15 protein-coding genes are annotated in these 21865 nt (G+C 55.1%); 10 read left to right on the top strand and 5 right to left on the bottom strand.

Features of this window, described 5'->3' with window-relative positions:
- Positions 1 to 3: 3 nt before the first annotated feature.
- The 3 genes from IE099_RS10640 to IE099_RS10630 are packed head-to-tail and all read right to left on the bottom strand — an operon-like array spanning position 4 to position 5291.
- A complete protein-coding gene (locus IE099_RS10640; protein ID WP_189569909.1) occupies positions 4 to 1149 on the bottom strand; it encodes a response regulator in 1146 nt (381 codons plus the stop codon).
- Positions 1142 to 3856, bottom strand: a complete 2715-nt coding sequence (locus IE099_RS10635) for an ATP-binding protein (RefSeq protein WP_189569908.1) — start codon at positions 3854 to 3856, stop codon at positions 1142 to 1144. Before IE099_RS10635 ends, IE099_RS10640 begins: the two co-directional genes overlap by 8 nt.
- Positions 3759 to 5291, bottom strand: a complete 1533-nt coding sequence (locus tag IE099_RS10630; protein WP_189569907.1) for a methyltransferase domain-containing protein — start codon at positions 5289 to 5291, stop codon at positions 3759 to 3761. The genes IE099_RS10635 and IE099_RS10630 overlap by 98 nt, the downstream gene beginning before the upstream one ends.
- A 288-nt stretch (positions 5292 to 5579) precedes the next feature.
- Here IE099_RS10630 and IE099_RS10625 point away from each other — a divergent pair, with 288 nt between their 5' ends.
- From IE099_RS10625 to IE099_RS10585, 9 genes are all read left to right on the top strand, one after another.
- Positions 5580 to 5981 (top strand): helix-turn-helix domain-containing protein, encoded by a 402-nt coding sequence (locus IE099_RS10625; protein WP_189569906.1) that lies wholly within the window; start codon positions 5580 to 5582, stop codon positions 5979 to 5981.
- A 314-nt stretch (positions 5982 to 6295) separates the two neighbouring features.
- The gene (argH, locus tag IE099_RS10620) at positions 6296 to 7651 is read left to right on the top strand and encodes an argininosuccinate lyase (RefSeq protein WP_189569905.1); all 1356 of its coding nucleotides are present in this window, start codon (positions 6296 to 6298) and stop codon (positions 7649 to 7651) included.
- Between the two features lie 696 nt (positions 7652 to 8347).
- On the top strand, positions 8348 to 9958 hold the full coding sequence (locus IE099_RS10615) for a class I SAM-dependent DNA methyltransferase (protein WP_189569904.1): 1611 nt from the start codon (positions 8348 to 8350) through the stop codon (positions 9956 to 9958).
- Positions 9955 to 11151: a restriction endonuclease subunit S gene (locus IE099_RS20790; RefSeq protein WP_229809478.1), complete on the top strand. Its 1197-nt coding sequence runs from the start codon at positions 9955 to 9957 to the stop codon at positions 11149 to 11151. Before IE099_RS10615 ends, IE099_RS20790 begins: the two co-directional genes overlap by 4 nt.
- A 15-nt stretch (positions 11152 to 11166) precedes the next feature.
- On the top strand, positions 11167 to 12729 hold the full coding sequence (locus IE099_RS10605; RefSeq protein WP_189569903.1) for an AAA family ATPase: 1563 nt from the start codon (positions 11167 to 11169) through the stop codon (positions 12727 to 12729).
- Positions 12713 to 13561 carry an HNH endonuclease gene (locus tag IE099_RS10600; RefSeq protein WP_189569902.1) on the top strand — a complete coding sequence of 283 codons (849 nt, stop codon included), beginning with the start codon at positions 12713 to 12715 and terminating at the stop codon, positions 13559 to 13561. The genes IE099_RS10605 and IE099_RS10600 overlap by 17 nt, the downstream gene beginning before the upstream one ends.
- Positions 13562 to 13634: 73 nt before the next feature.
- Positions 13635 to 14186 carry a DUF6932 family protein gene (locus IE099_RS10595; protein WP_189569901.1) on the top strand — a complete coding sequence of 184 codons (552 nt, stop codon included), beginning with the start codon at positions 13635 to 13637 and terminating at the stop codon, positions 14184 to 14186.
- Between the two features lie 3 nt (positions 14187 to 14189).
- Positions 14190 to 15107, top strand: a complete 918-nt coding sequence (locus tag IE099_RS10590) for a hypothetical protein (protein ID WP_189569900.1) — start codon at positions 14190 to 14192, stop codon at positions 15105 to 15107.
- Positions 15108 to 15176: 69 nt separating this feature from the next.
- Positions 15177 to 18311: a type I restriction endonuclease subunit R gene (locus IE099_RS10585; protein WP_189569899.1), complete on the top strand. Its 3135-nt coding sequence runs from the start codon at positions 15177 to 15179 to the stop codon at positions 18309 to 18311.
- Between the two features lie 221 nt (positions 18312 to 18532).
- On the opposite strand, the gene rph is transcribed toward IE099_RS10585, so the two are convergent.
- Complete coding sequence (gene rph, locus IE099_RS10580; protein ID WP_189569898.1) at positions 18533 to 19312, bottom strand: ribonuclease PH; 780 nt, start codon at positions 19310 to 19312, stop codon at positions 18533 to 18535.
- Between the two features lie 143 nt (positions 19313 to 19455).
- On the opposite strand from rph, the gene IE099_RS10575 reads away from it, so the two are divergent.
- On the top strand, positions 19456 to 21231 hold the full coding sequence (locus tag IE099_RS10575; protein WP_189569897.1) for an SLC13 family permease: 1776 nt from the start codon (positions 19456 to 19458) through the stop codon (positions 21229 to 21231).
- A gap of 79 nt (positions 21232 to 21310) precedes the next feature.
- Here IE099_RS10575 and IE099_RS10570 read toward each other — a convergent pair whose 3' ends face one another.
- The gene (locus tag IE099_RS10570) at positions 21311 to 21757 is read right to left on the bottom strand and encodes a DUF2383 domain-containing protein (RefSeq protein ID WP_189569896.1); all 447 of its coding nucleotides are present in this window, start codon (positions 21755 to 21757) and stop codon (positions 21311 to 21313) included.
- Positions 21758 to 21865 lie beyond the last annotated feature (108 nt).

Genomic DNA, 21865 nt, shown 5'->3' with positions numbered 1-21865 from the left:
TCGTTACTGCCCCATGGCGGTCAACTGCTTGACGGCAGCCAAGCCCACTTCTTCTTCGGTAGAGTTCTCTTCGAATCCGAGCCGGATTGCGAGCCCTTCCCCTGAACGCAAAATGCTCAGATGTCCGCCGGAGGCTTCAACCTGGAGACAAGCTTGCAAGAGCGAAGCGAGGACGGGCGTGCTATCGGGGTCGGTGGCGAGGATCAACTGACCGTTCTTCAACGGGAATCCTGAGAAGTGGAAATCGACGGTATTGAAGTTGGTTCTGATCTCACAGCTTCCGCCAGGCAGCTGGGAAAGCATGTTCGAAAAGGCTACCATGAGAGGGCGCAGAGCTTCGGCGAGGAGGGGCGCCGGGCCCGGCCAAACAGTAGAATCGCTGCCGCCGGCCTTGAGAGTGATGCCGTCGCACCCGATGGCAGCCGCCTGAATGGCAGCTGATGGAGGCGCGGGGCGCGACCAATCGAGGGTGCCCTGGGTCTCCAAGGTGGCAGCACTTTCGCGGAAGACCGTGCGGAAGAAGTTGCTTTGGGTTTGGTAGCGGGCCACCCAATCGACTTCGCCGCCCTCACCCAAGCCTTGCCAACCCAGCATTGCCAGGAAGATGGCTCCAGCCCGGATCCCGTGCGGGCGATCGGTTTCGGAGGCAGCCGCTTGGGAAAAGGCCAAGCCGGTGACGCGTTGATTGAGCAAAACAGAATCGACATCAAGGCTGCCGGTACTGTCGTGGGAGGCCTGTTGCTTGCGGAGGGAAAAGAGTTCCATTGCCCGGCGCAGGGTGATCTCCAGTTCAGGAACATCCCAAGGCTTGGTGACATAACGGTAGATGCCTCCTTCGTTGACCCCGGCGACCGCTGCATCCAGTTCCGCATAGGCTGTGGAGAGAATACGGACGACATCTTCGTCAACCGCCGCCACCTTCGCCAAGAACTGCACCCCTGTTTCCCGCGGCATCTTTTGGTCCGTGATGATGACGCCGATCTCATCTTGCCTCTCCATAAAGACCTCGAAGCCTTCCGCGCCATCGCCAGCCAGAAGGATTTTAAATTCGTCTTGGAAAAGCCGGGTAAAGGCCTTCCGGGTCTTCTCCTCGTCATCGACAAAGAGCACATAGTAGCTCTTTGAGTTCAGTGCGTTGGTGTCACTCATGATTGATCGTATTCGGTTCTTCTGTTGGAGGTTGAGTCAGAGACTCTTGAAATTCGCGGTCATCCAGGATAATCGGAAAGTTGAGGGTAAAGTGGGTTCCCACTCCGACATCGCTTTTCAGTTCGATTTTTACTCCGTGCTGATCGAGGATGCGGTAGCAGATGCTGAGTCCAAGCCCCATTCCTTGGCCAATATCTTTGCTACTGTAGAAGGGATCGAATATCTGCTGCTGATTTTCAAGAGAAATACCACAGCCGTTGTCTTTCAAGTGCAATGAGATCCATTCACTGCTCTGGGTGACCTCGACCTGAATCATCCCCTGTTCATTCTCGCGTTCGGCCTCCTGGAGTGCGTCGAGTGAGTTTTGGATGAAGTTGACCAGAACTTGGCAGAGCTGGTTGGAGTTTCCGTTGATGTGGATGTGGTCTGGAACTTCGGACTTGAATTGGACGTGGGACAAGCGGTTGCCTAGGAGGCGTGAACTCGCTGCGACTACTTCCGCGAGGTTGACGTCATTGAATTGGGTTTTGTCTTTAACGGCGAAGCTGCGCAAATCTTTGACAATTTGAACGACTCTTTCGAGGCCCTCTTCCACATCGGAGGTGATTTCGTTGAAGTCCTCCTTCTCGTCGGGCGGAAGGAGCTTTGCAAAGGTGCGCAGGGAATAGAGATTGGTCTTGGCGTAATTGAGCGGGTTGTTGATCTCGTGAATGATCCCGGCGCTCATCTGTCCGAGGGAGGAGAGCTTTTCGGCCTGCACCAGCATGGACTCCGATTCCTTCAGTTCGGCGAGGGCGGCTCCCAGCTCCTGTGACTTTTGCACCACTTCTTTTTCGAACCGACCCGTATTGAGCAGGTGGCTGATGCGGAGCTTCAGTTCGGTGGGGGCAAAGGGCTTGGTCAGGAAGTCGTTTGCCCCCGCTTGGAGTGCCTCGATTTTGGAGCGCTCGTCGATCCGGGCGGTCAGCATGATGATGGGCGCTCTCTCCAGCGCGGTGGTCTTGCGGAGGATTTGGCAAACCTCCAGCCCGTCCTTTTCCGGCATCATCCAGTCGAGAAGGAGCAGGTCCGGCAGATACTGGGTGGCCAACTCGATGGCTTGATTGCCGTTGGTGGCGATGAGGAGCTTGTAGCTCGAGAGCTGGGAGACGATGAGTTGGCGGACATCGGGCTCGTCCTCCGCCACCAGAATGACTGGGGTCTTGTTGTCCGGAGCATCGAAGAAGAGAGGATCGACCACTGGCATGGCGTTCGCCTCCACGATGAGCCCGCCGAACTGGGCCTTGCGGTTCAGCTCCTCGATGGGGTCGAGGTCGTCGTCGTCGAGGGCAATGGAGCTGGTTTGGGTGGATGGACCGAGTGGAAGCTTCACCGTAAAGGTCGTCCCTTCATCCATTTCGCTGCTGACCTGAATCGTTCCCTCCAGCAGGTCGACGAGTCCCTTCACTAGAGAAAGACCGATTCCAGCCCCCCGATGTCTGCGTTTGGAACTGGCATCCGCCTGCCAGAAGCGGCGGAAGACGTTTTCTTTCTCCTCATCAGACATTCCCGCGCCTGTATCCGCGATTTCGAACTCCACCTCACGGCCTTTGGTCTCTCTGGCGATGAGTTTGACGGTGCCTCCCGGTTGGGTGAATTTGATAGCGTTGGTCGCCAGATTGATGAGGACTTTCTCGAACTTCATCCGATCGATCTGGAAGGTCCCTTTTGGAGCATTTTCCAGATGGAGTTCCAGATTCAGTCCTTTCTGCTCGGCGGTGGGGACAAGTGATCGGTAGATGGAACCCATCAGATCATCGATCTGCGTGAGTTCGGTCCGGACTCCATATTGCCCTCCATCCAATCGAATGATGTCTAGCAGCTCGTTGATGAGGCGAAGAAGACGGAAGCCATTTTCTTCCATCGATTGAACCAAAGTATTGAGCTTGGGATTGTCGCGCACTGGGGCGTAGGACGCGAGTTGCTCGATAGGACCGAGAATGAGAGTGAGGGGGGTCCGGAGCTCGTGACTGACGTTGGCAAAGAAATTGGTCTTGCTCTCGTCGAGTTCCTTGAGCTTCTGGTGGCTCTTTTCCAAGCGTTTTCGCTCGGCTGTCAGTTCCTCCCGAAGGCGGAATTCGTTCAGCCGGAGCTCATAGAGAAAGTAGGTTCCCGCAGCGGTGAAAAAGCCCGTGACGTAGAGAAAGAAGGTATGGACCGCCAGATGGCTGCCCGACTCCATCGCATTATTGACCGGGAACAGAACAATCAGGAGGCTGTAACCCCCACAACAGAAGACCACATTGACCACACCATGCATGATGGACCACCGCAGCAGAAGACTGGCCCCGACCATCACGAGACAGAGGCCGGCATAATAAGGAGAGGAGGCACCGCCGGTGCGACCCACCATGGCCATGATGCTGAGAATGAGGGAGCCTTCGATGAAGTGGCCGATGATCAAGTGGCGGCGCTCGCCCCACTTCGTACCCAGCAGGCAGTAGAGTAAAAGAAGAGTAAAGGCACACTCGCCGCGTAGCAGGACGAGAGTGTGCCAAATCTCGGGGAACGCCAACCGATCCATGACGGAACCGGCCGCGATGAAAATGGCCCCGAGTCCACTGGCAATTCTATAATTCGGAACCCGCGAGATGGCTTCCTCCGCTTCGAACCGTTCCAGAAAGGCTGGATCGACCGTTCGTCGCTGCATCAGTTTTTTCAGGCGCATCCACATCACTTCTCAGAGCGGCAGGCTTGCGCAGCTCAAGGAACAGATTAATGCGAGTCACATCCGATTTCAATTCTTTAAGTATGCTTAAATTTTCGGTGGGCGCTAATGCCAACATTTCCTCTTCAGTTCGCTCAATAATGCTCCAATCCAAGAAGTCCTCCATCACCGAAGGGATGGTGTTATGCTTGGAGACATTGGTGACTACGACCAATCCGTCCTGTTTGATCAGCTCGGTAAGGACGCTGGTCAGTTTCGCACAGAAGCGTTGCTGGAGGTAATCAAATAGACCTGCGCAGTATACTAAGTCATAGCTGTTTTTGTCATATTCCTCTCCTCGACTCGCCTGGCGCAGGAAGCCCTGGATCGATTCTTGAATGAGCGAGAAATTGATGTGGCGACCGCTTCTTTCCTGACTTTCCCCAATCTCCCGCTTGGTGTGGCGGAGAGTCTCGGCGCTGAAGTCCAGCAACTCGAAGTCGCACATCTCGGAAACAGCTTCTTCTTCGATAAAGCGGCGGATTTCTTGCGCAGGACCGCAGCCCAGATTCAGAACGCGAGTTCGCAGACCTTTTGCCGCCCGCTCGGTAGCCACCTCGCGCAGAGTATCCACCAAGTAGTGAATTCGGTTCTGGTGTGCGGTAACGGGCCCGGTCTCCAAGAACGCATTGTTCAGCAGCTTGGCGAACAAAGTGGCTCCCTGATAGGGGTTCCCCAGCATCAGATTGACCATTCCGTAGTCACCCGCGTAGCCAAGAGGCTTTTTGAAGCAGCGGTAACTGAAAGGAGACTGCAGGATGAAGCGGTGAACGGTTTTCATGAGGTGGGCCCGATGAGCAACCCGCAGGTCAGCGTCCAGTTTCTTCACCACCCGCTCGTAGTCGGCGAAGTGGGAAGCAATCTCACGGCTCACAATTGGCCCGACCCGCGTCAGGATTTGTTCTTCCCGGGCCTCCCGGTCGCTGCGATTGGCCAAGCCTCCACATTCGACCTGTTCGCACCAAGTTTCCAATCCCGTGAGGTAGGTCTCCAAATCGCCCACCATGGCCCGGAAGACCGGACGAATCTCGTGGTCTCGGGCCCACTCGACGGTGTGATTCTCGAGGTTCTCCTCAATATTGGCCAGGAAGTCATCGGTGGCAAAGCTGTCGAGGAGCCAGTTGCCCGACAAGCGAGCATCGCAAACAACCATTACACCAAGGGGCACGATACCGGTCACGGTCAACTCGCCCTGATAGGCCAGGCGTTCTCCGACCTTGATTTCAACCTCTCGGAGAACCTCGGACATCTGCAGGATGTTCTCCGCGCTCAAGAGCTCGAAGGCCAGCGAGTCCGCCCGAAGGTCCCGGACTCGTGCTTTAACCCTTTGACCCCGGCTGGTGAGGAAACTGATGACACCCGATGATAGCTTTTTTTCTAGTGAGTCTGTGGACATGTCTAAATGTGGATATGTGGGACTTTGCCGGATTTCAGAAAAACGGCGGAACATCTGACAAGTTTCGGTTCTCGACTATTATTTTGGCCTTAAACTCCAACTTCTCTGAATGCTCACGTATGTTTGATTCGAAACTCCACGAGCTGAAAAGTTCAAAATATTTCGGATTTTGGGACCCTGTCCGCGCTTTTATTTTAAATAAGTCACTTATTTCTAGTAATATTTGAAGTAAGATTTTCCTTATTATTTAGTAGACAAACCCCGTGGTTTAAGGCATTTTCAGTTCAAATGGCGGAAAAAAAAGGTAAAAGAGCTTCTCTCAAATTAGTTCGCGAGGGTCATCGTTTGCTGACTGACGACGGTCAGGACATCATGACTTTAGCTGAACAAAATCAATTTAAGGTCGCTGCAGTCGCCTCCGCGATCGGCGCGCAGGTGCAAGAATTGGAGAATGCGATCAAAAAAGCTACCGGTTCTGGGCCGAAAGAATATTTCAGAACACATCGCATTATTTTAGCTCAACGCTATCTAAGAATGGGTTATGGGGCTGATCAAATTGTCTCTCTCCTCGGGTTTTCGCACTACACCCACCTCGCCCGTGAAGTGAAATTGTTCTACGGAATGACTATCACCGCATGGACGAAAACCGAGCAGGCCCGCTGCATGGACCCCGGATTCTCCTTCGGCTAGGACTGAGTCCGCTTCCTGGCTGCTCGTTCTCCGTTGCCAAGGCCGATAGCTCATCGAATCTTCTGTGCTCGCTCCTCGGGCGGAATTCGCTTCGCGCCCCACTTTTTGGTCACGGAGCAGGTTGATAGCGTCCATCGGCAGTCGCAAGAGTGGTTACACGCCAACCCCACTCTAGAGGTGGTCTCTATTTTTAACGGACATCAAATTTTCGCCGAGCCCGCTACCGTCTTTATCGCCGTTTATTACCACGAACCGCAAAGCGGGTAAGAATACCATTTCCCTTTCCGGTCCGAGGCGCTAATCCTTCCCCACTTATGTGGAAAGGCCGCTTCGCTCAAAAAACCGCTGATCTCGTTCAACAATTCGGAGAATCCATCTCCTTCGATTGGCGCCTCTATAAACACGACATCCGGGGCTCCATCGCTCATGCCCGCGCTCAGGTGAAAGCGGGCATCCTGACGCAGGAAGAGTTCGAGAAAATCGAGGCTGGGCTCAAAGCCATTCAAGAACGCATCGAAAAGGGCGAGTTCGAATTCTCCACCGAGCTGGAGGACATCCACCTCAACATCGAGTCTGCCCTCACCGCCGACATCGGCCCCACCGGAGCGAAGCTCCACACTGCCCGCTCCCGCAATGACCAGGTTGCCACAGATACGCGCCTGTATTGCCGCGAAGAAATCGACGAGATCACCCGCCTTGTGGTGCAGCTTCAGAAAGCCCTTCTCAGCCAAGCGAAGAAACACGCCGAAGACCCCATCCCCGGCTACACCCATCTTCAGCGCGGTCAACCCGTCACCGTCGGTCACCACCTTCTGGCCTATGTCGAAATGCTTTCCCGCGACATCAGCCGCTTGGCCGACACCCGCAAGCGTCTCAACGTCAGCCCCCTCGGCTCCGGCGCTCTGGCAGGTTCCACCATCAATCTCGATCGCAAGGCCATTGCCGACGAACTCGGCTTCGACGACGTCACGAACAATTCGATGGATGCAATCTCCGACCGGGACTACCTGGCGGAAATCCTCTTCAATCTTTCCCTCATCGGAGCGCACCTTTCGCGTCTCTCCGAGGATCTCATCCTTTGGTCCTCGGCCGAGTTCCACTTCGTCACCCTCTCCGACGCCCACACCACCGGCTCGTCCCTGATGCCGCAGAAAAAGAATCCCGACGTCTCCGAGATCACCCGGGGCAAGACCGGCCGCCTTTACGGAAATCTTATGGCCCTCCTCACCGCAGTCAAAGGACTCCCCCTCACCTACAACCGCGACTTGCAGGAAGACAAAGAGCCCCTCTTCGATTCCATCGACACCATCGTCCTCACCCTCAAGGTCAATGCCGAGATGGTCGAAGCGATGACCATTCACACCGGCAACTGCGCCAAGGCCGCCGCCGACCCCATGTTGCTTGCCACCGATTTGGCAGACTGGCTGGTGCGCGAAGGAGTCCCCTTCCGCCAGGCCCACGACCTCGTCGGTCGGGCCGTCGCGGAATCCATCGCCACCAACACTCCCCTCGATCAACTCGACCTCACCAAGATCGACCCCGCCTACAAACCCGAGGCCAACGCCGTCTTCGACCTCGCCACCGCCCTCCGCGCCCGCACCAACCCCGGCGCCCCCAGCCCGGACAACGTCAAAGCTGAGATCGAACGCTGGCACGCTGCCATCGGCTAAAAAAGCAAGTCCCCACCCAGAACGGAGCACGGGCTTCAGCCGCTCCAGAACTGCTCTCTTCTGAGCTCAAAAAATCCGAAGACTCGCGTGTCGACGGAGCAGGGACATTCCTGTCCCTGAGCCCAGCCTTGGAGTCTCAAAGCCCCGTCGAAACAAAACCGGACCCGACGATGCTCTGGGGCGGACTGAAGTTCCGCGCTCCGTCTGGAAGTGGGCTCATAGGTCCTTTTCTGAATCCCATCCATCCCATCCATTCTGGTCCCAAAACCAAAACAGAGAAAACCAAAGCCCCGTCCTCCGCGGCCCTCTCTGAGCCTCCGCGCCTCTGCGTCGAAGAAAAAACTCCCGGCTAGCTGCGCCAAAAAATCCGAAGACTTGCGTGTCGACGGAGCAGGGACATTCCTGTCCCTGAGCCCAGCCCCGGAGTCTCAATGTCCCCGTCCAAACAAAACCGGACCCGACGATGCTCTGGGGCGGACTGAAGTTCCGCGCTTCGTCTGGAAACGAGCTCATAGGTCCTTTTCTGAATCCCATCCATCCCATCCATTCTGGTCCCAAAACCAAAACAGAAAAAACCAAAGCCCCGTCCTCCGCGACCCTCTCTGCGCCTCCGCGCCTCTGCGTCGAAAAAAACTGACCCGCCTCCAAAACCCTTCCCTTCCCTCCCTCGTCCATCCCTGCTAATTCTCTCGCCAGATGCACTGGACCGAACCCGCGACTGCCGACGACTCCCACGCCGAGCTCGAAAAAACCCTTTGGGACGCTGCCAATAGCCTCTGGGCCAATGCCGCCCTCAAGCCCTCCGAATTCTCCCCCATTGTCCTCGGCCTCATCTTCTTGCGCTATGCCGAGACCCGCTTCGCTGCCGTCGCCGAGGAGATTCAGCCCAAGCCCGGCTCCCGCCGCAAGATTGGCCCCACCGACTACCATGCCAAGGGCGTGCTCTATCTACCCGAGGAAGCCCGCTTTCCCCATCTCCTCCAACTCCCCGAAGGCTCCGCACTGGGCAAAGCGGTCAACGAGGCCATGCGGGCGGTGGAAAAGGAAAACCCCGACCTTGCCGACGTTCTACCCAAGACCTTCCAAATCCTCGAGAACCGCACCCTCGCTGAACTCCTCAAGGTCATGGCCTCCATCCCCATGGATCAGGAAGGCGACACCTTCGGGCTCATCTACGAATACTTCCTTGGCAAGTTCGCGATGTCCGAGGGACAAAAGGGCGGCGAGTTCTACACCCCCACTTCCATCGTCCGCCTCATCGTCGATATTCTCGAACCCTACCATGGCCGCATCTACGACCCCGCTTGTGGGTCCGGCGGCATGTTCGTTCAATCCGCTCGCTTCGTTGCTGAGCATCACCAGAACCCCACTGCCGAAATCTCGGTCCACGGCCAAGAGCGCGTCACCGACACCAGCCGCCTCGCCCGCCTCAACCTCGCGGTGCACGGGCTCAGTGGCGACATCCGGCAGGGCAATACCTACTACGAAGACCTCCACGACTCCGTGGGGCGCTTCGACTTCGTGCTCGCCAACCCACCCTTCAACGTCAGCAAGATCGATAAAGAACGCCTCGCCGACGACCCGCGCTATCCCCTTGGCCTGCCGCGCACCGACAATGGCAACTACCTCTGGGTTCAGCACTTCCACTCCGCGCTCAGTCCCCGGGGCCGGGCCGGATTCGTCATGGCCAATTCCGCCGCCGACGCCCGCGCCTCCGAGCAAGACATCCGCGAAAAGCTCATCCGCAGCGGCCACGTCGACGTCATGGTTAGCATCGGATCCAACTTCTTCTTCACCGTCACCCTGCCCTGCACCCTCTGGTTCTTGGACAAAGGAAAAACCGGCACCCCGCGCGAAGACACCGTCCTCTTCCTCGACGCCCGCCACGTCTTCCGCCAACTCGACCGCGCCCACCGCGACTTCACCCCCGCCCAAAACGAATTCCTCGCCAACGTCGTCCGCCTCTATCGCGGCCAAGACCTCGAATTCCACCACGGCTCCGAACCCAAATTCCGCGAAGTCTTCGGAGACCCCTCCGACAATTCACCACTCACTCGTCAAAATTCACAATTCAAAGACATCCCCGGCCTCTGCAAAGCCGCCACCCGCGCCGAAATCGAAGCGCAAGGCTGGTCCCTCAACCCCGGCCGCTACGTCGGCGTCGCCAAAGGCGAAGAACTCAGCGACCAAGACTTCAAAGAACAATTCGTTGCACTCAACGACGAGCTCGAAGTCCTGAACGGCGAAGCGCGGGAGTTGGAGGAAAAGATTGCAGAGAACGTGTTAGAAATTTTGGAGACGGTATGAAAAATAGACTCACTACTACCGCCCTCGCTGATGTTTGCTCCTTAGTAACTGATGGAACACACGATACGCCCAAAAGGGTGGAAGAAGGATTTCCGCTAGTTAAAGCGAAGGAGATTGTAGGAGGAACGATCGACTTTGAAACTTGCGATCAGATTTCCGAGCCCGACCACAGGAAGGTCATCGCACGATCAAAGCCTGAGCAGTTCGATACACTTTTTGCCCACATTGGAGCTTCGTTGGGCGAGGCCGCACTTGTGCGCACGAAACGTGAGTTCAGCATCAAAAATGTTGCTCTCTTTAAGCCGGACCCAAAGAAGATTGATGGACGTTACCTCTACTACCTTGTTGTAAGCCCACAGTTTCAAGCTCTCGCGAAAGGGACGAAGACTGGATCTGCTCAGCCCTTTCTCGGGCTAGGCCAGTTACGCGTTCATCAGATTCAATATCACGCAGACCTCCCCACCCAACGCCGAATCGCAGGCATCCTCTCGGCCTACGACGAACTGATTGAGAACAACCTGCGGCGCATCCGGATTCTGGAGGAGATGGCGCAATCCCTCTACCGCGAGTGGTTCGTCCACTTCCGCATCCCCCCCGAAGTCCTCACCCAAGCCGGCCTCCCCCCCAAACTCACCCTCACCAACTCCCCCCTCGGCCCGATTCCAGACGGGTGGGAGGTGAAGACGGTCGAAGATGCGCTAAAAAGATTCCCAGCAGGAAAGAAATACAGTCAGAAAACAGTCGATGAGACGGGGGCTATCCCTGTTCTCGACCAAGGAAAATCTGGAATCATTGGCTATCACAACGATGAACCTGGTTTTGTTGCCACCGAGGACAATCCTGTGATCGTCTTCGCTAACCACACCTGCTACCAGCGGATTATTCAGTATCCCTTTTCGGCAATTCAAAACGTTCTCCCTTTTCGTTCAGCGCCTGATTTGGCACGAAACCTCTATTGGCTGCACTGGGCCACAAAGGACTTGATCGAATTTAACGACTACAAAGGCCACTGGCCTGAATTCATCGCAAAAAACCTTCTAGTTCCTCCCACTGAAATTTGTAGCGCGTTCGGAGTCTTTGCGGAAAAAATTGTTCGCTCAGTCTATTCTCTTGAACGCCGCAACCAAACCCTCCGCCAAACCCGCGACCTCCTTCTCCCGAAACTCCTAAGCCCTCGTCAAGGCATTAAATAGATCCCATCTGGTGATATGCCCGCCCAAGAATTACAGTTCAAAGTAGTAGAAAGCTTCAGCGACATCGAGGCGGCTCCTAACCTTGTTGTTCTCGTTGAGCACGGCTGGGACGACTGGTTCACCTTCAATACAATGTATACAGCCTACTTTTATGATGAGCTGGAGGAGAGACAACGGATAGGCTCAGTAAAAATTGGCAAGTTCCAGATGGGTAGTCTGAGCCGACCTGATATTCCTGCAAACTTCGCTGCTCTTGAAGAGCTCTACTTTTCGCTGGGGCAAGACGACGAGTACTATGACAACCTAAACAAAATAGGTGAATCCTTTCGAAAATCATTCCTTTCCTCAATGAATGATGTCGCCGCTGACCTTACTCTTTGGCAACGAGCCGCCAAGGAACGAGTAACAAAAGTTTCGCTTCTTCGTTCCGTCAGCAGAACAGAAATCGAAGGGCAGTTTCATCGTATTACCCAAGGAGGAGCCCGTCTAACCAAATTCAATTTTAGCTACACGGCACCGAAGAGAGAGGCTCATGGAAGTGCTGAAGTCAAGATGACGTTTGAAGTGGAACCAGAGTCATCTCCACCATCAAATATTCACGTGATCATTGGACGCAATGGCGTTGGCAAGACACACACGCTAAACTTGATGACTAAGTCATTGGTCGCAAAGCGTTCCATTGCCGCGCGTTCTGGGCAGTTCGCAACTCTGCTATCTCGCGCTTCGCGAACCGACGCTCCCTTCTCAAATCTGGTTTCAGTTTGCTTTAGCGCCTTTGACGGTTTTGCTTTGGCCCCTGACGAGCTTGAAAAAAATGGTGAGGTGGAGTTCTCATATATAGGTTTGCGACGAATCAGAAAAATTGATGGCAAATCTCTTGGCACGAAGAGCCCCGCAAGCTTGGCAACCGAGTTCGTAAATAGCGCAATCGAATGTTCAATTGGATCAAGAGCAAACAGATGGCGCTCAGCTTTAATTACACTCGAGAGCGATCCTATTTTTGCAACAGCCAGCATCACAGGTTTTATTGGGAAACTTACAAGAAAAGAACATCAAGAGGAGGCTAAGGCGGTCTTCAAAAAACTAAGTTCGGGACATCAGATTGTTCTCTTGTCTATTACTCGACTAGTTGAATCCGTGGAAGAGATGACCTTAGTTTTACTCGATGAACCGGAAGGACATCTTCACCCACCTCTTTTGTCTGCATTTATTCGTGCGCTTTCGAATCTCCTCACGGATCGGAATGGAGTAGCGATAATAGCGACGCATTCACCCGTAGTTCTTCAGGAAGTCCCACAAGATTGCGTTTGGAAACTCCAACGTTCAGGACACGCCGCCAAAGCAGAAAGGCTAGAATGCCAAACCTTTGGAGAAAACGTAGGAATACTGACGAGGGAGGTCTTCGGTTTTGAGGTGACGGATGCGGGCTTCCACCGATTGCTTCGAGAAGCAGCTCGAGATTCATCATCCTATCAACAGGCAGTGCGAAAGTTCGGTGGGGCTCTTGGCGCCGAAGCTAGAGCCATTCTGCGTGTGATGTTCTTAAGAAAGGAGGCTGAGAATGAGGAGTCTTCCTAAACCCACTCATGATGCTGGGACGACCTACGAGCTTTGTATTAGCAAAGTTCGAAATGTTGCCTTGAAGAGGAAATTGTCAGCTCTAAAAGACTCGGTTGAGAGAGCTTCAGATGAATACGACGCCGAAGCAACCCTAGGAAAATTGCACCTGATATCGGCGTCAGAAGACATTGAAGGAGTTTCAAAGAAAGAGATTCTTAAGGTTTATACCAATCGAATGGCTAAGAGTGGAGCGCCGGGGCGCTCTGTATACGATAAAATATTGATATCTTCTCCTCAGCGGAGATGTCCACTATGTGGGCAGCGAGATGCGTCTACGTTAGATCACTATCTGCCTGAATCTCGGCATTCCTCTCTTGTTGTAACCCCCTTAAATCTTGTTCCGTCCTGCAAGGACTGCAACTTCAACAAGCGCGCAGTCTATCCGAATTCCCGTGAAACTGAGACCTTCCACCCCTACTATGACGACTTCGATGATGGTTTTTGGCTAAGAGCAGAGATGGTGCAAAGTGATCCTGTAGGGGTGTTATTCGATGTCCAGAGACCCCACGATTGGGATGCAGCGAAGTTCGAGAGAGCTAATTACCATTTTAAGACTCTAGCTCTGAGCCAATTATATTCTGATCACGCTGCCGGAGAGTTAGTGGGTCAAAAGCCGCTCTTTAAGGAACTGTTTGAAGTTGGGGGTAGTGACGCTGTCAGGCAAGACTTGGAGGGAAGAGCGCGCTCATTGCGAATCACGAGGCCTAATTCGTGGCAAGCAGTCTTATACGATACCGCAGCCACAGACTCTTGGTTCTGCGCTGGTGGCTTTGAAAACATCCCCGATTAAAAAGCTGAAGGGCCGAATGTTCAGTCTTTCAACCGACTATAAAAATAGATAAGTTTTCTTAAGCACTTGAAACATGGCTATTCCTGACTTTGATCACAACCTCGTTCTCCCGCCTCATCTGGGAAGTCCGGTTCAGTTTTCGGATCTATCGCCGTATCCCTGCAGCACGGTCGAGCTCGTGGACAAATTTGCCACCAGCCCGGAACGGAAGGCTATTCTAGATGGCTTTCTCAAGTTCCGGGAACGACTGAGAACCGAGGGACTTCGTCAGGGATTTCAGTGGCTCGATGGAAGCTTTCTGGAAGATATCGAGACTCAAGAAGGCCGGGCTCCCAATGACTTGGATCTGGTGACGATCTATTGGGGCTATGACCTCGCCTTTCAGCAAGGGTTGGCTCAGCGGTTTCCGGAATTCGGGAGCCCACAGCTCTCCAAGGCAAATTACTTGGTGGACCATTACCCCTTGGACGCCAGCTTCCAGCCCGCAAACACCGTCGAGATGTCTCGCTATTGGGCCCAGCTCTTTTCGCACAATCGGCAAGGAGTCTGGAAAGGAATGCTCAGAATTGACCTCGATACCGATTCGGACGATAGTTTGGCAGCTCAGAAACTTCAGCAACTCTAGGAAATGACCTCACGGACCCAGCGCGAAAAGCTCAACGCCTTGCTCGTCGATACGCGACGAATGCAAGCGCTGTCTGGTGGTCACCCGCTGATGGCCGGAGCTTTCGCGGAACGGGAAGAGGAGCTCAAGGCCCAGATCGAGTCCATCCCTTTGGGCGGAAAGGAAGCCCGCACCATTCTCTTTTTCTCGGGTGAGCCAGTGCAAGGATCGCAAGGAATTGACGCTTCCTTTGCGGGGCGAGTTTTGGAGCCCTTCCAAAGCATGGTGATGGCAGATTATGCGGACCGTTATCACGGAGTGGTAGGCTCCAGAGGGCGACGGGTTGGTGAAGCTGACTCTCGCCTCTTGCTGACGGGCCTTCCACGCGGCTCCTTCGGTCTCGAACTGAGCAAGGCCGAGAATGATGAAATCTTTGAGGAAGACCAACTTGCTGATACCCTTTCTCATGTTTCGCGTTTGGTTGAATCGGCCGCAGAAAGCGATGAAGACTTTGCTGCGGAATTGAATGATACTGCACCACGGGTAATTCAAAATCTCCGCTCTTTTCTAGAAGTGGTTGCTAGAGGAAAAGCGGGCCTCCGATTGGAGAGCGGAGACTATCGCTGCACGATGAATCCAATTCAGGCGAGTGAAGCCTTCGAGCGGGTTAATTCAACCATCTCAAACCCGGAGACTGTTGAGAAAACAGGCATTTTTAAAGGGGTCCTTCTCGAGTCTTGGCGCTTCGACTTCATGACTGACGATGCTCACAAAATCTCGGGGAAGATCGATGACGAGCTATCAGCAGAACAAGTTGCGAACCTCAATCGAGAGTTCTTTGATCGTCAGTGCAAAGCCGTCTTCGAGGAAACTACAGTCCTATTCCGTAACGGCCGAAAGCGCACGACCTACATCCTGAAAGGGTTATCAGAGGTTTCCTAGGCGTTCTTTTTCACGAAAAAGTGGTGTTTCACGGCACCGTGAAAATAGGATAAAACGTGAAAACAATCTATGTCGTCCGCCTACACCGAAGACCATCTCGTCGAACAGCCTGCCATTCAGTTGATGGCGGACGAGTTGGGGTGGGAGGCGGTGAATGCGTTTGGGGAGTGGGCTTCGGGGAAGAGTAGTCTGGCACGCGAGGCGAAGCGGGAGGTGGTCTTGGTAGCGCGGTTGCGGCCGGTGCTGGAGAAGCTCAATCCAGAGTTGCCCGCCGAGGCGCTGGATGCGGCGGTGGAGGAACTGACGCGGGACCGCTCGGCGCTGAGTTTGGTAGAAGGCAATCGCGAGATCGATAAGCTGCTGCGTGGAGGCGTGAAGGTGACTATCCCCGACCGCGAGGTGGGTGGCCAACGGATGGAGGTGGTGCGCGTCTTTGATTGGGACGAGGCGGCGGCGAATGAATTTCTCTTGGTGTCGCAGTTCTGGATCAGCGGTGACCTCTACACGCGGCGACCGGATTTGATTGGCTTTGTGAACGGGCTCCCGCTGGTGCTGATTGAGTTCAAGAAGCCGGGAGTGAATGTGCGGGAGGCCTTTGACAAGAATCTGGCAGACTACAAGGGGGCCATTCCGCAGCTCTTTCACTACAACGGCTTTCTGCTGGTCTCCAATGGGGTGCAAAGCAAGATCGGCAGCCTCACGGCGGAGTGGGAGCACTTCGGAGACTGGAAGAAAGTGGCCGAGGAAGAAGAAGTGCCCGACATTTCGCTCAAGACTTTGCTGCGGGGAACGTGTGAGAAATCGCGCTTGTTAGATTTGGTGGAAAACTTTACTCGCTTTTCCGAGAACAAGGGCGCAGTCGGGAAGTTGGTGGCGCGCAACCACCAATTCCTTGGGGTTAATCGAGCCGTGGAAGCACTCCGCACCACGGAGGATGGTCGCGTGGGGGTCTTTTGGCACACACAAGGTAGCGGCAAGAGCTACTCCATGGTCTTCTTTGCCGAGAAGGTCTTTCGCAAGCTGGCAGGGAACTGGACCTTTGTGGTCATCACGGACCGAACAGAACTGGACACCCAAATCTACCGCACCTTTTCCACCTGTGGAGCCGCGAGTGAGCTGTGTCAGGCTACGAGTGCGACCCACTTGCGCAAGCTGCTCGGCGAAGACCATCGCTATGTCTTCACCCTCATTCACAAGTTCCGCACCGATCCAGGGACGCTGCATCCGGTGCTGAGCGAGCGCGACGACATCATCGTACTGACCGACGAGGCCCATCGCAGTCAATACGACACCCTGGCAATGAACATGCGCACCGCTTTGCCGAATGCGAAGTTCGTGGCCTTCACTGGAACGCCGCTGATTGCTGGCGAGGAGAGAACGCGTGAAGTCTTTGGCGACTACGTGAGCATCTACGACTTCAAGCAAAGTGTGGAAGACGGCGCCACGGTCCCGCTCTACTATGAGAATCGTACCCCTGAGTTGGAGATCACCAACCCCGAGCTGAACGAGGAAATCTATCAGGTCATCGACGAAGCCGCGCTCGATGACGAGCAGGAGGAGAAGCTGAAGAAGGTTCTCGGCCAACGCTATCACCTCATCACGCGCGAAGAACGGCTGGATGCGGTGGCGAAGGATATCGTGCACCACTTCCTCAATCGCGGCTATCAAGGCAAGGCCATGGTGGTCTCCATCGACAAGCTAACCACCTTGAAGATGTTCGAGAAAGTGAGGGAGCAGTGGGAGGCCGAGAAAGAGCGGGTCATCACTCGAATGGCGGCGCTAAGTCCCCTGCTTCCCGAACACCGGCAACTCAACGAGCGCCTACGCAATCTGCAAGAGACCGACATGGCGGTGGTGGTCTCTTCGGGACAGAACGAGATTGCGGAAATGAAGGACAAGGGCTTCGACATTCTCCCCCACCGCGAACGGATGGTGAAGGAAGACTTGGAAACCAAGTTCAAGGATCCAGATGACCAGTTCCGTCTCGTCTTCGTCTGCGCGATGTGGCTCACCGGATTTGATGCCCCGAGTTGTTCGACTCTTTATCTCGATAAGCCGATGCGAGGACACACCTTGATGCAAACCATCGCCCGAGCCAATCGGGTCCATGGCGAAAAGGTGAATGGGCTTATCGTGGACTACGCCAATGTCTTTGCTGAATTGGAAAAGGCGCTCGCCATTTACGGTTCAGGTAGCGGCGGCGGCGAACTGCCGGTGAAGGACAAGACGGAGTTGATCGAAGCGCTACGGATAGCTTTGGTGCAAGGGCGAGACTTTTGCCGGAAACAAAATGTCGACTTGGAAGCCCTGGTGCGCGATTCGGTCGCACACTTTGTCCCCGCTGTGAACCAGCTTTTGCGCACCGACCCCGTTAAGGATGAGTTCCTCGCACATGACCGTGATATTCAGCGGCTCTACAAGGCGGTGATGCCGGACCCCATTATTCCGACTCTTGCTCCGCTTTGTCAGGTCCTTGATCAACTGGCAAAGGCGATTCGAGCGCAGGGGGATCCGGTCGATATTTCAGCGGTGATGGCAGATATCTCTCAGGTTCTTGACGAGAGTATTGTGGCCGATTCTCCTGTCGTGGCGGGAGCGAAGGCCGCCGTGGTAGATCTTAGCAACATTGACTTTGGGGTCTTGGAAAAGAAGTTTGCGAAGAGCAAAACCAAGAACACGGAAGCCCAAAAACTCCGCGCCTTGATTGAGCGGAAGCTCGACAAGATGATTCGACTGAATGCCAGTCGCTACGACTTCCTCGACCGCTTCCAAAAGATGGTCGAGCAATACAACAGCGGAGCCCTTAGCATCGAGCAGCTCTTTGAAGAATTGGTGAACCTGTCCCAAGACCTCAATGAAGAAGAGCAGCGGCATGTACGCGAAAACGTGAATGAAGAGCAGCTTGCCATCTTCGACATCCTTACTCGTCCCGGCCCTGAATTGGACCCAAGCGAAGCAGCGGCGATCAAAAAGGTGTGCAAGGAGCTCCTTGGGAAGCTCAAAACGGAGTTGCTAGTGCTAGCCTGGCGCAACAAGCGCACCACCCGTGCTGCCGTTCGGATTGAAATTGAGAAGATGCTCGATGCCGGTCTTCCTGAAAAATACACGGCCGAGCTCTTTGAGCAAAAGTGCGGGATGCTTTTTCAACACGTTCTTGAGAAATATCCGGACGAAGGAGAGTCTATCTACAACAAGGCGGGGTAGGTCGCTCAGTTTGTCTGAACGCCGGCATCCAAATGTCGTCGGCACAGGACGATGCTCTGGGGCGGTCTAAAGTCCCGCGCTCCGTCTGAAAGCGGGCTCATTGGCCCATTTCTGAATCCCATCCATCCCATCCATCCTGGTCCCAAAACCAAAACAGAAAAAACCAACGCCCCGTCCTCCGCGACCCTCTCTGCGCCTCCGCGCCTCTGCGTCAAAAAAACCTACCGCCCGAAAGCCGCAGCGAGGTCTTGCAGATCCGCTGGTCCGGCTTTGTCGGCAGCGAGGATCGCTTCACGCTGTTTGACGACGATTTCGCTCACCCCTTTTTTGCCCAAGGCGATCATCTGCGCCATTTGCTCGTCTGTGAAGGTCGCTTCTTCGCCGGACATCTGCATTTCGACGAAGGAGAGGTTCTCGGTCATCACGAGATTGGAGTCGACGGTAGCGGCTTTGTCCTCGGGGTAATTGAGGTCGAGCACCACTTCGTCTTCATACACCCCGCAGGAAATGGCGGCGATGAGACTCTTCATCGGAAAGTCGTTGAGCTTGCCCGCGGACATGAGCTTGTTGATGGCGATGGAGATCGCGACGCAGCCTCCGGTGATGGAAGCGGTGCGCGTGCCGCCGTCGGCTTGCAGGACGTCGCAGTCGAGCCAGATGGTGCGGGAGCCGAGCTTTTTCAAATCAACCACGGCACGCAGGGAACGGCCAATGAGACGTTGAATCTCCGAGGATCGGCCATCGAGCTTGCCACTGGAGATGTCGCGGCGCTTCCGGTCGTGGGTGGAGTATGGGAGCATGGAATACTCGGCAGTGAGCCAGCCACCTTCGACCTTTTGATAACGCATCCAGCCGGGAACGGATTCCTCGATGGTGGCGGCGCAGATGACGCGGGTGTTGCCAAAGGAAACCAGCACGGACCCAGAGGCGTGGGGGGCCACGTTGGGGGTGAAGGTCAATTCGCGCATCTCGTCATTCTGGCGTCCATCAGGTCGGTTCATGCAGAGGGTTGTTCCCGAAAGTCGTCCTACTGGCCAGAAAAATGGCACATCAATCCCGGCGAATCCAAAGCGGCACAAAAATGCGCCGTGCGATTGAATGCTAGCGACAGCGGGCGGGAAGGGTTCTAGCATCAGGTCGGCACATGGAGTCTCTTCAGTTAATCGCGGTCTTTATCATTCTGGGGCTAACTTTTCTTTTCTTTGTAAAGGAGTGGTTGTCGCCGGACTTGGTTTCGCTGGCTGCGTTTGCCCTTTGCATCATTTGCCAGATGTTGAGCGCCAAGGATGTGGCGGCGGTTTTTCAGAACAGTGCGCCATTGACGATTGGGGCGATGTTCATTCTGAGTGCTTCGCTGACTCGCACGGGAATCATCAATTGGTTGGCGCAGGTGTTCCAGAGACTGGCGGGCAAGAGCGAGCTGCGCGCGCTGGTGATCCTGGCCCTCATTGTATTGCCTCTATCGGCTTGTATCAATAACACCCCGCTGGTGGTGGTGTTTCTCCCCATCGTGATTGGCTTTGCGAGATCCAGTGAGGTGAAGGCCTCGCGGCTACTGATGCCACTCTCGTTTTTTGCGATATTGGGAGGCACGATTACGCTCTTCGGAACTTCGACGAACATTTTGGTTTCCGGAGTGGCGGCGGAAAGCGGGATGAAGCCGTTTTCGATCTTCGAGATTGCACCATTGGGTCTCATCTACGCCATCATCGGCACCCTATATCTCTTCACGGTGGGGCGGCGGTTGCTGCCGGATCGCCCAACGCTCGCGACCTTGCTACCGGCTGGTGATGCGCGGGACTTTCTTTCGACCGCGAAAGTGACGGCCAAGTCTCCTCTGATTGGAAAGGCTCTGGCGGAAACGGACCTTTGGAAGAACAAGGCCTTCCGCCTCTTCTATCTGGTGCGTGCCGGGCAGCGGGTCGATACTGCCGCGCTGGGTGAGGAGGTCCTGATGGCGGGCGATACCATCGTGCTGAAGGCGAGTTCGCGCGGAGTCTCGCAGATTGCGGAGTCGGGAGGTTTGAGTTTCGAGAAAGGCAGTGATCCGGCAAAGGGCGGTCGGGTCAAAATTGCGGAGGCCATGATTGGGCCGCGCTCGAACTTTGCTGGCAAGAAGCTTGCTGACTTGCACCTGCTTCAGCAGCACGCGGTGGTGGTGGTGGCATTGCATCGCAAGGGGGTGAACCTTGGGGAAGAAGAGCTGGGGCAGATGACTCTGAACTTTGGCGACGCCTTGCTCATCGAGGCTCCCGCGGCGAACTTGGAGCGGTTCCAGGCTTTGCAAGAGGACCTCATCTTTCTCAATAGCGAGGTCGAAAGGCCCTTTCGCCAGCACAAGGCTCCACTGGCTGTTGCGATTGTGGCGGCGGTGGTAATTCTTGCTGCCTTTGGGGTGCCTATTCTGTCGGTGGCGATCGTGGGGGCGGTGGCGGCAATGGTCTTGGGTTGTGTTGATCCTCGCGAGGCCTACGACAGTGTGGAATGGCCCATTCTTTTTATTATCTTCGGAATGTTAGGACTCGGCCAAGCGATGGAAAATACCGGGGCGGCGAGGCTCGTGGCGGAGTCGACTGCGGCCTGGTTGAGTCCCTTCGGTCCGATTGCAGTCCTTGCGGTGATCTATCTGTTGGCTACCACCCTGACCGAGACCATTACAAATAACGCGGTCGCCATCTTGATGACGCCGCTTGCGATCTCGATTGCGGCCGGGATGGGAGTGGATCCGCGGCCCTTTGTGGTCGCCATCATGTTCGGGGCCAGTGCGAGCTTCGCGACCCCGATTGGTTATCAGACCAATACCTATGTCTTCACCGCCGGGGGCTATCGTTTCATGGATTTTGTCAAAGTGGGCCTGCCCTTGAATGTGGTGCTCTGGATTACGGCGGTGATTTTCATTCCGGTTTTTTGGCCGTTTTAGGGAGAATTTCTCGGGGGCCAGGTACGAAAAAGCCAACCCCGAGGGGTCGGCTTTCTCGATACGGTTAGAGTCTTTCGCACTAGCTATCGCGGAGGGACTCGAGGGTCCTTTTGTTGGTTTGGGCGCGCGGTAGCAATTCGTTGCGAATCATTTCTTTGCACTCCGGCATCACGTCGTCGTTTTCCAAGGCGGACTCGTAGTCGTTGATTCCGTGCTCTTCGCCCTGGATGAGGGCGGTAATGGCCGCGTTCTCGCCGAAGAGTCCGGCGGCCGACTGGACGGTTTTTGCAAAAGCTCCCCATGCCCCCGAGTCGGTGGACGGGGTGCCGCCCATGGAGACCACGTTGGCCTTGAGGCGTTGCACGCTCTGCTGGTGGCTTTTGCGCATCTCGGTCAGAAGGGTGACTTCGGAGACCTCATCGAATTTCTCCAGTGCTTTTTCGTAGGTCTCGACGGCTGAGATTTCGCTTCGCAGGAGACCGTTGCAGACGTCGATGCATTCTTCCTTCATTTCTGTTGTTTTCATAAATATTGGTTGGGTTGGAGTTCAGTTCCGGGCTTGCTCCCCGGGGGACAGGGAAAGAGTCGCTCGCACTGTGCCAGCACCTGGAAAGAGCCCTGAGCCTTGTAGCTG

This window comes from Roseibacillus persicicus, assembly GCF_014651675.1.
Classification (GTDB): domain Bacteria; phylum Verrucomicrobiota; class Verrucomicrobiia; order Verrucomicrobiales; family Akkermansiaceae; genus Roseibacillus; species Roseibacillus persicicus.
This window is presented reverse-complemented; position numbering and strand designations above follow the sequence as displayed.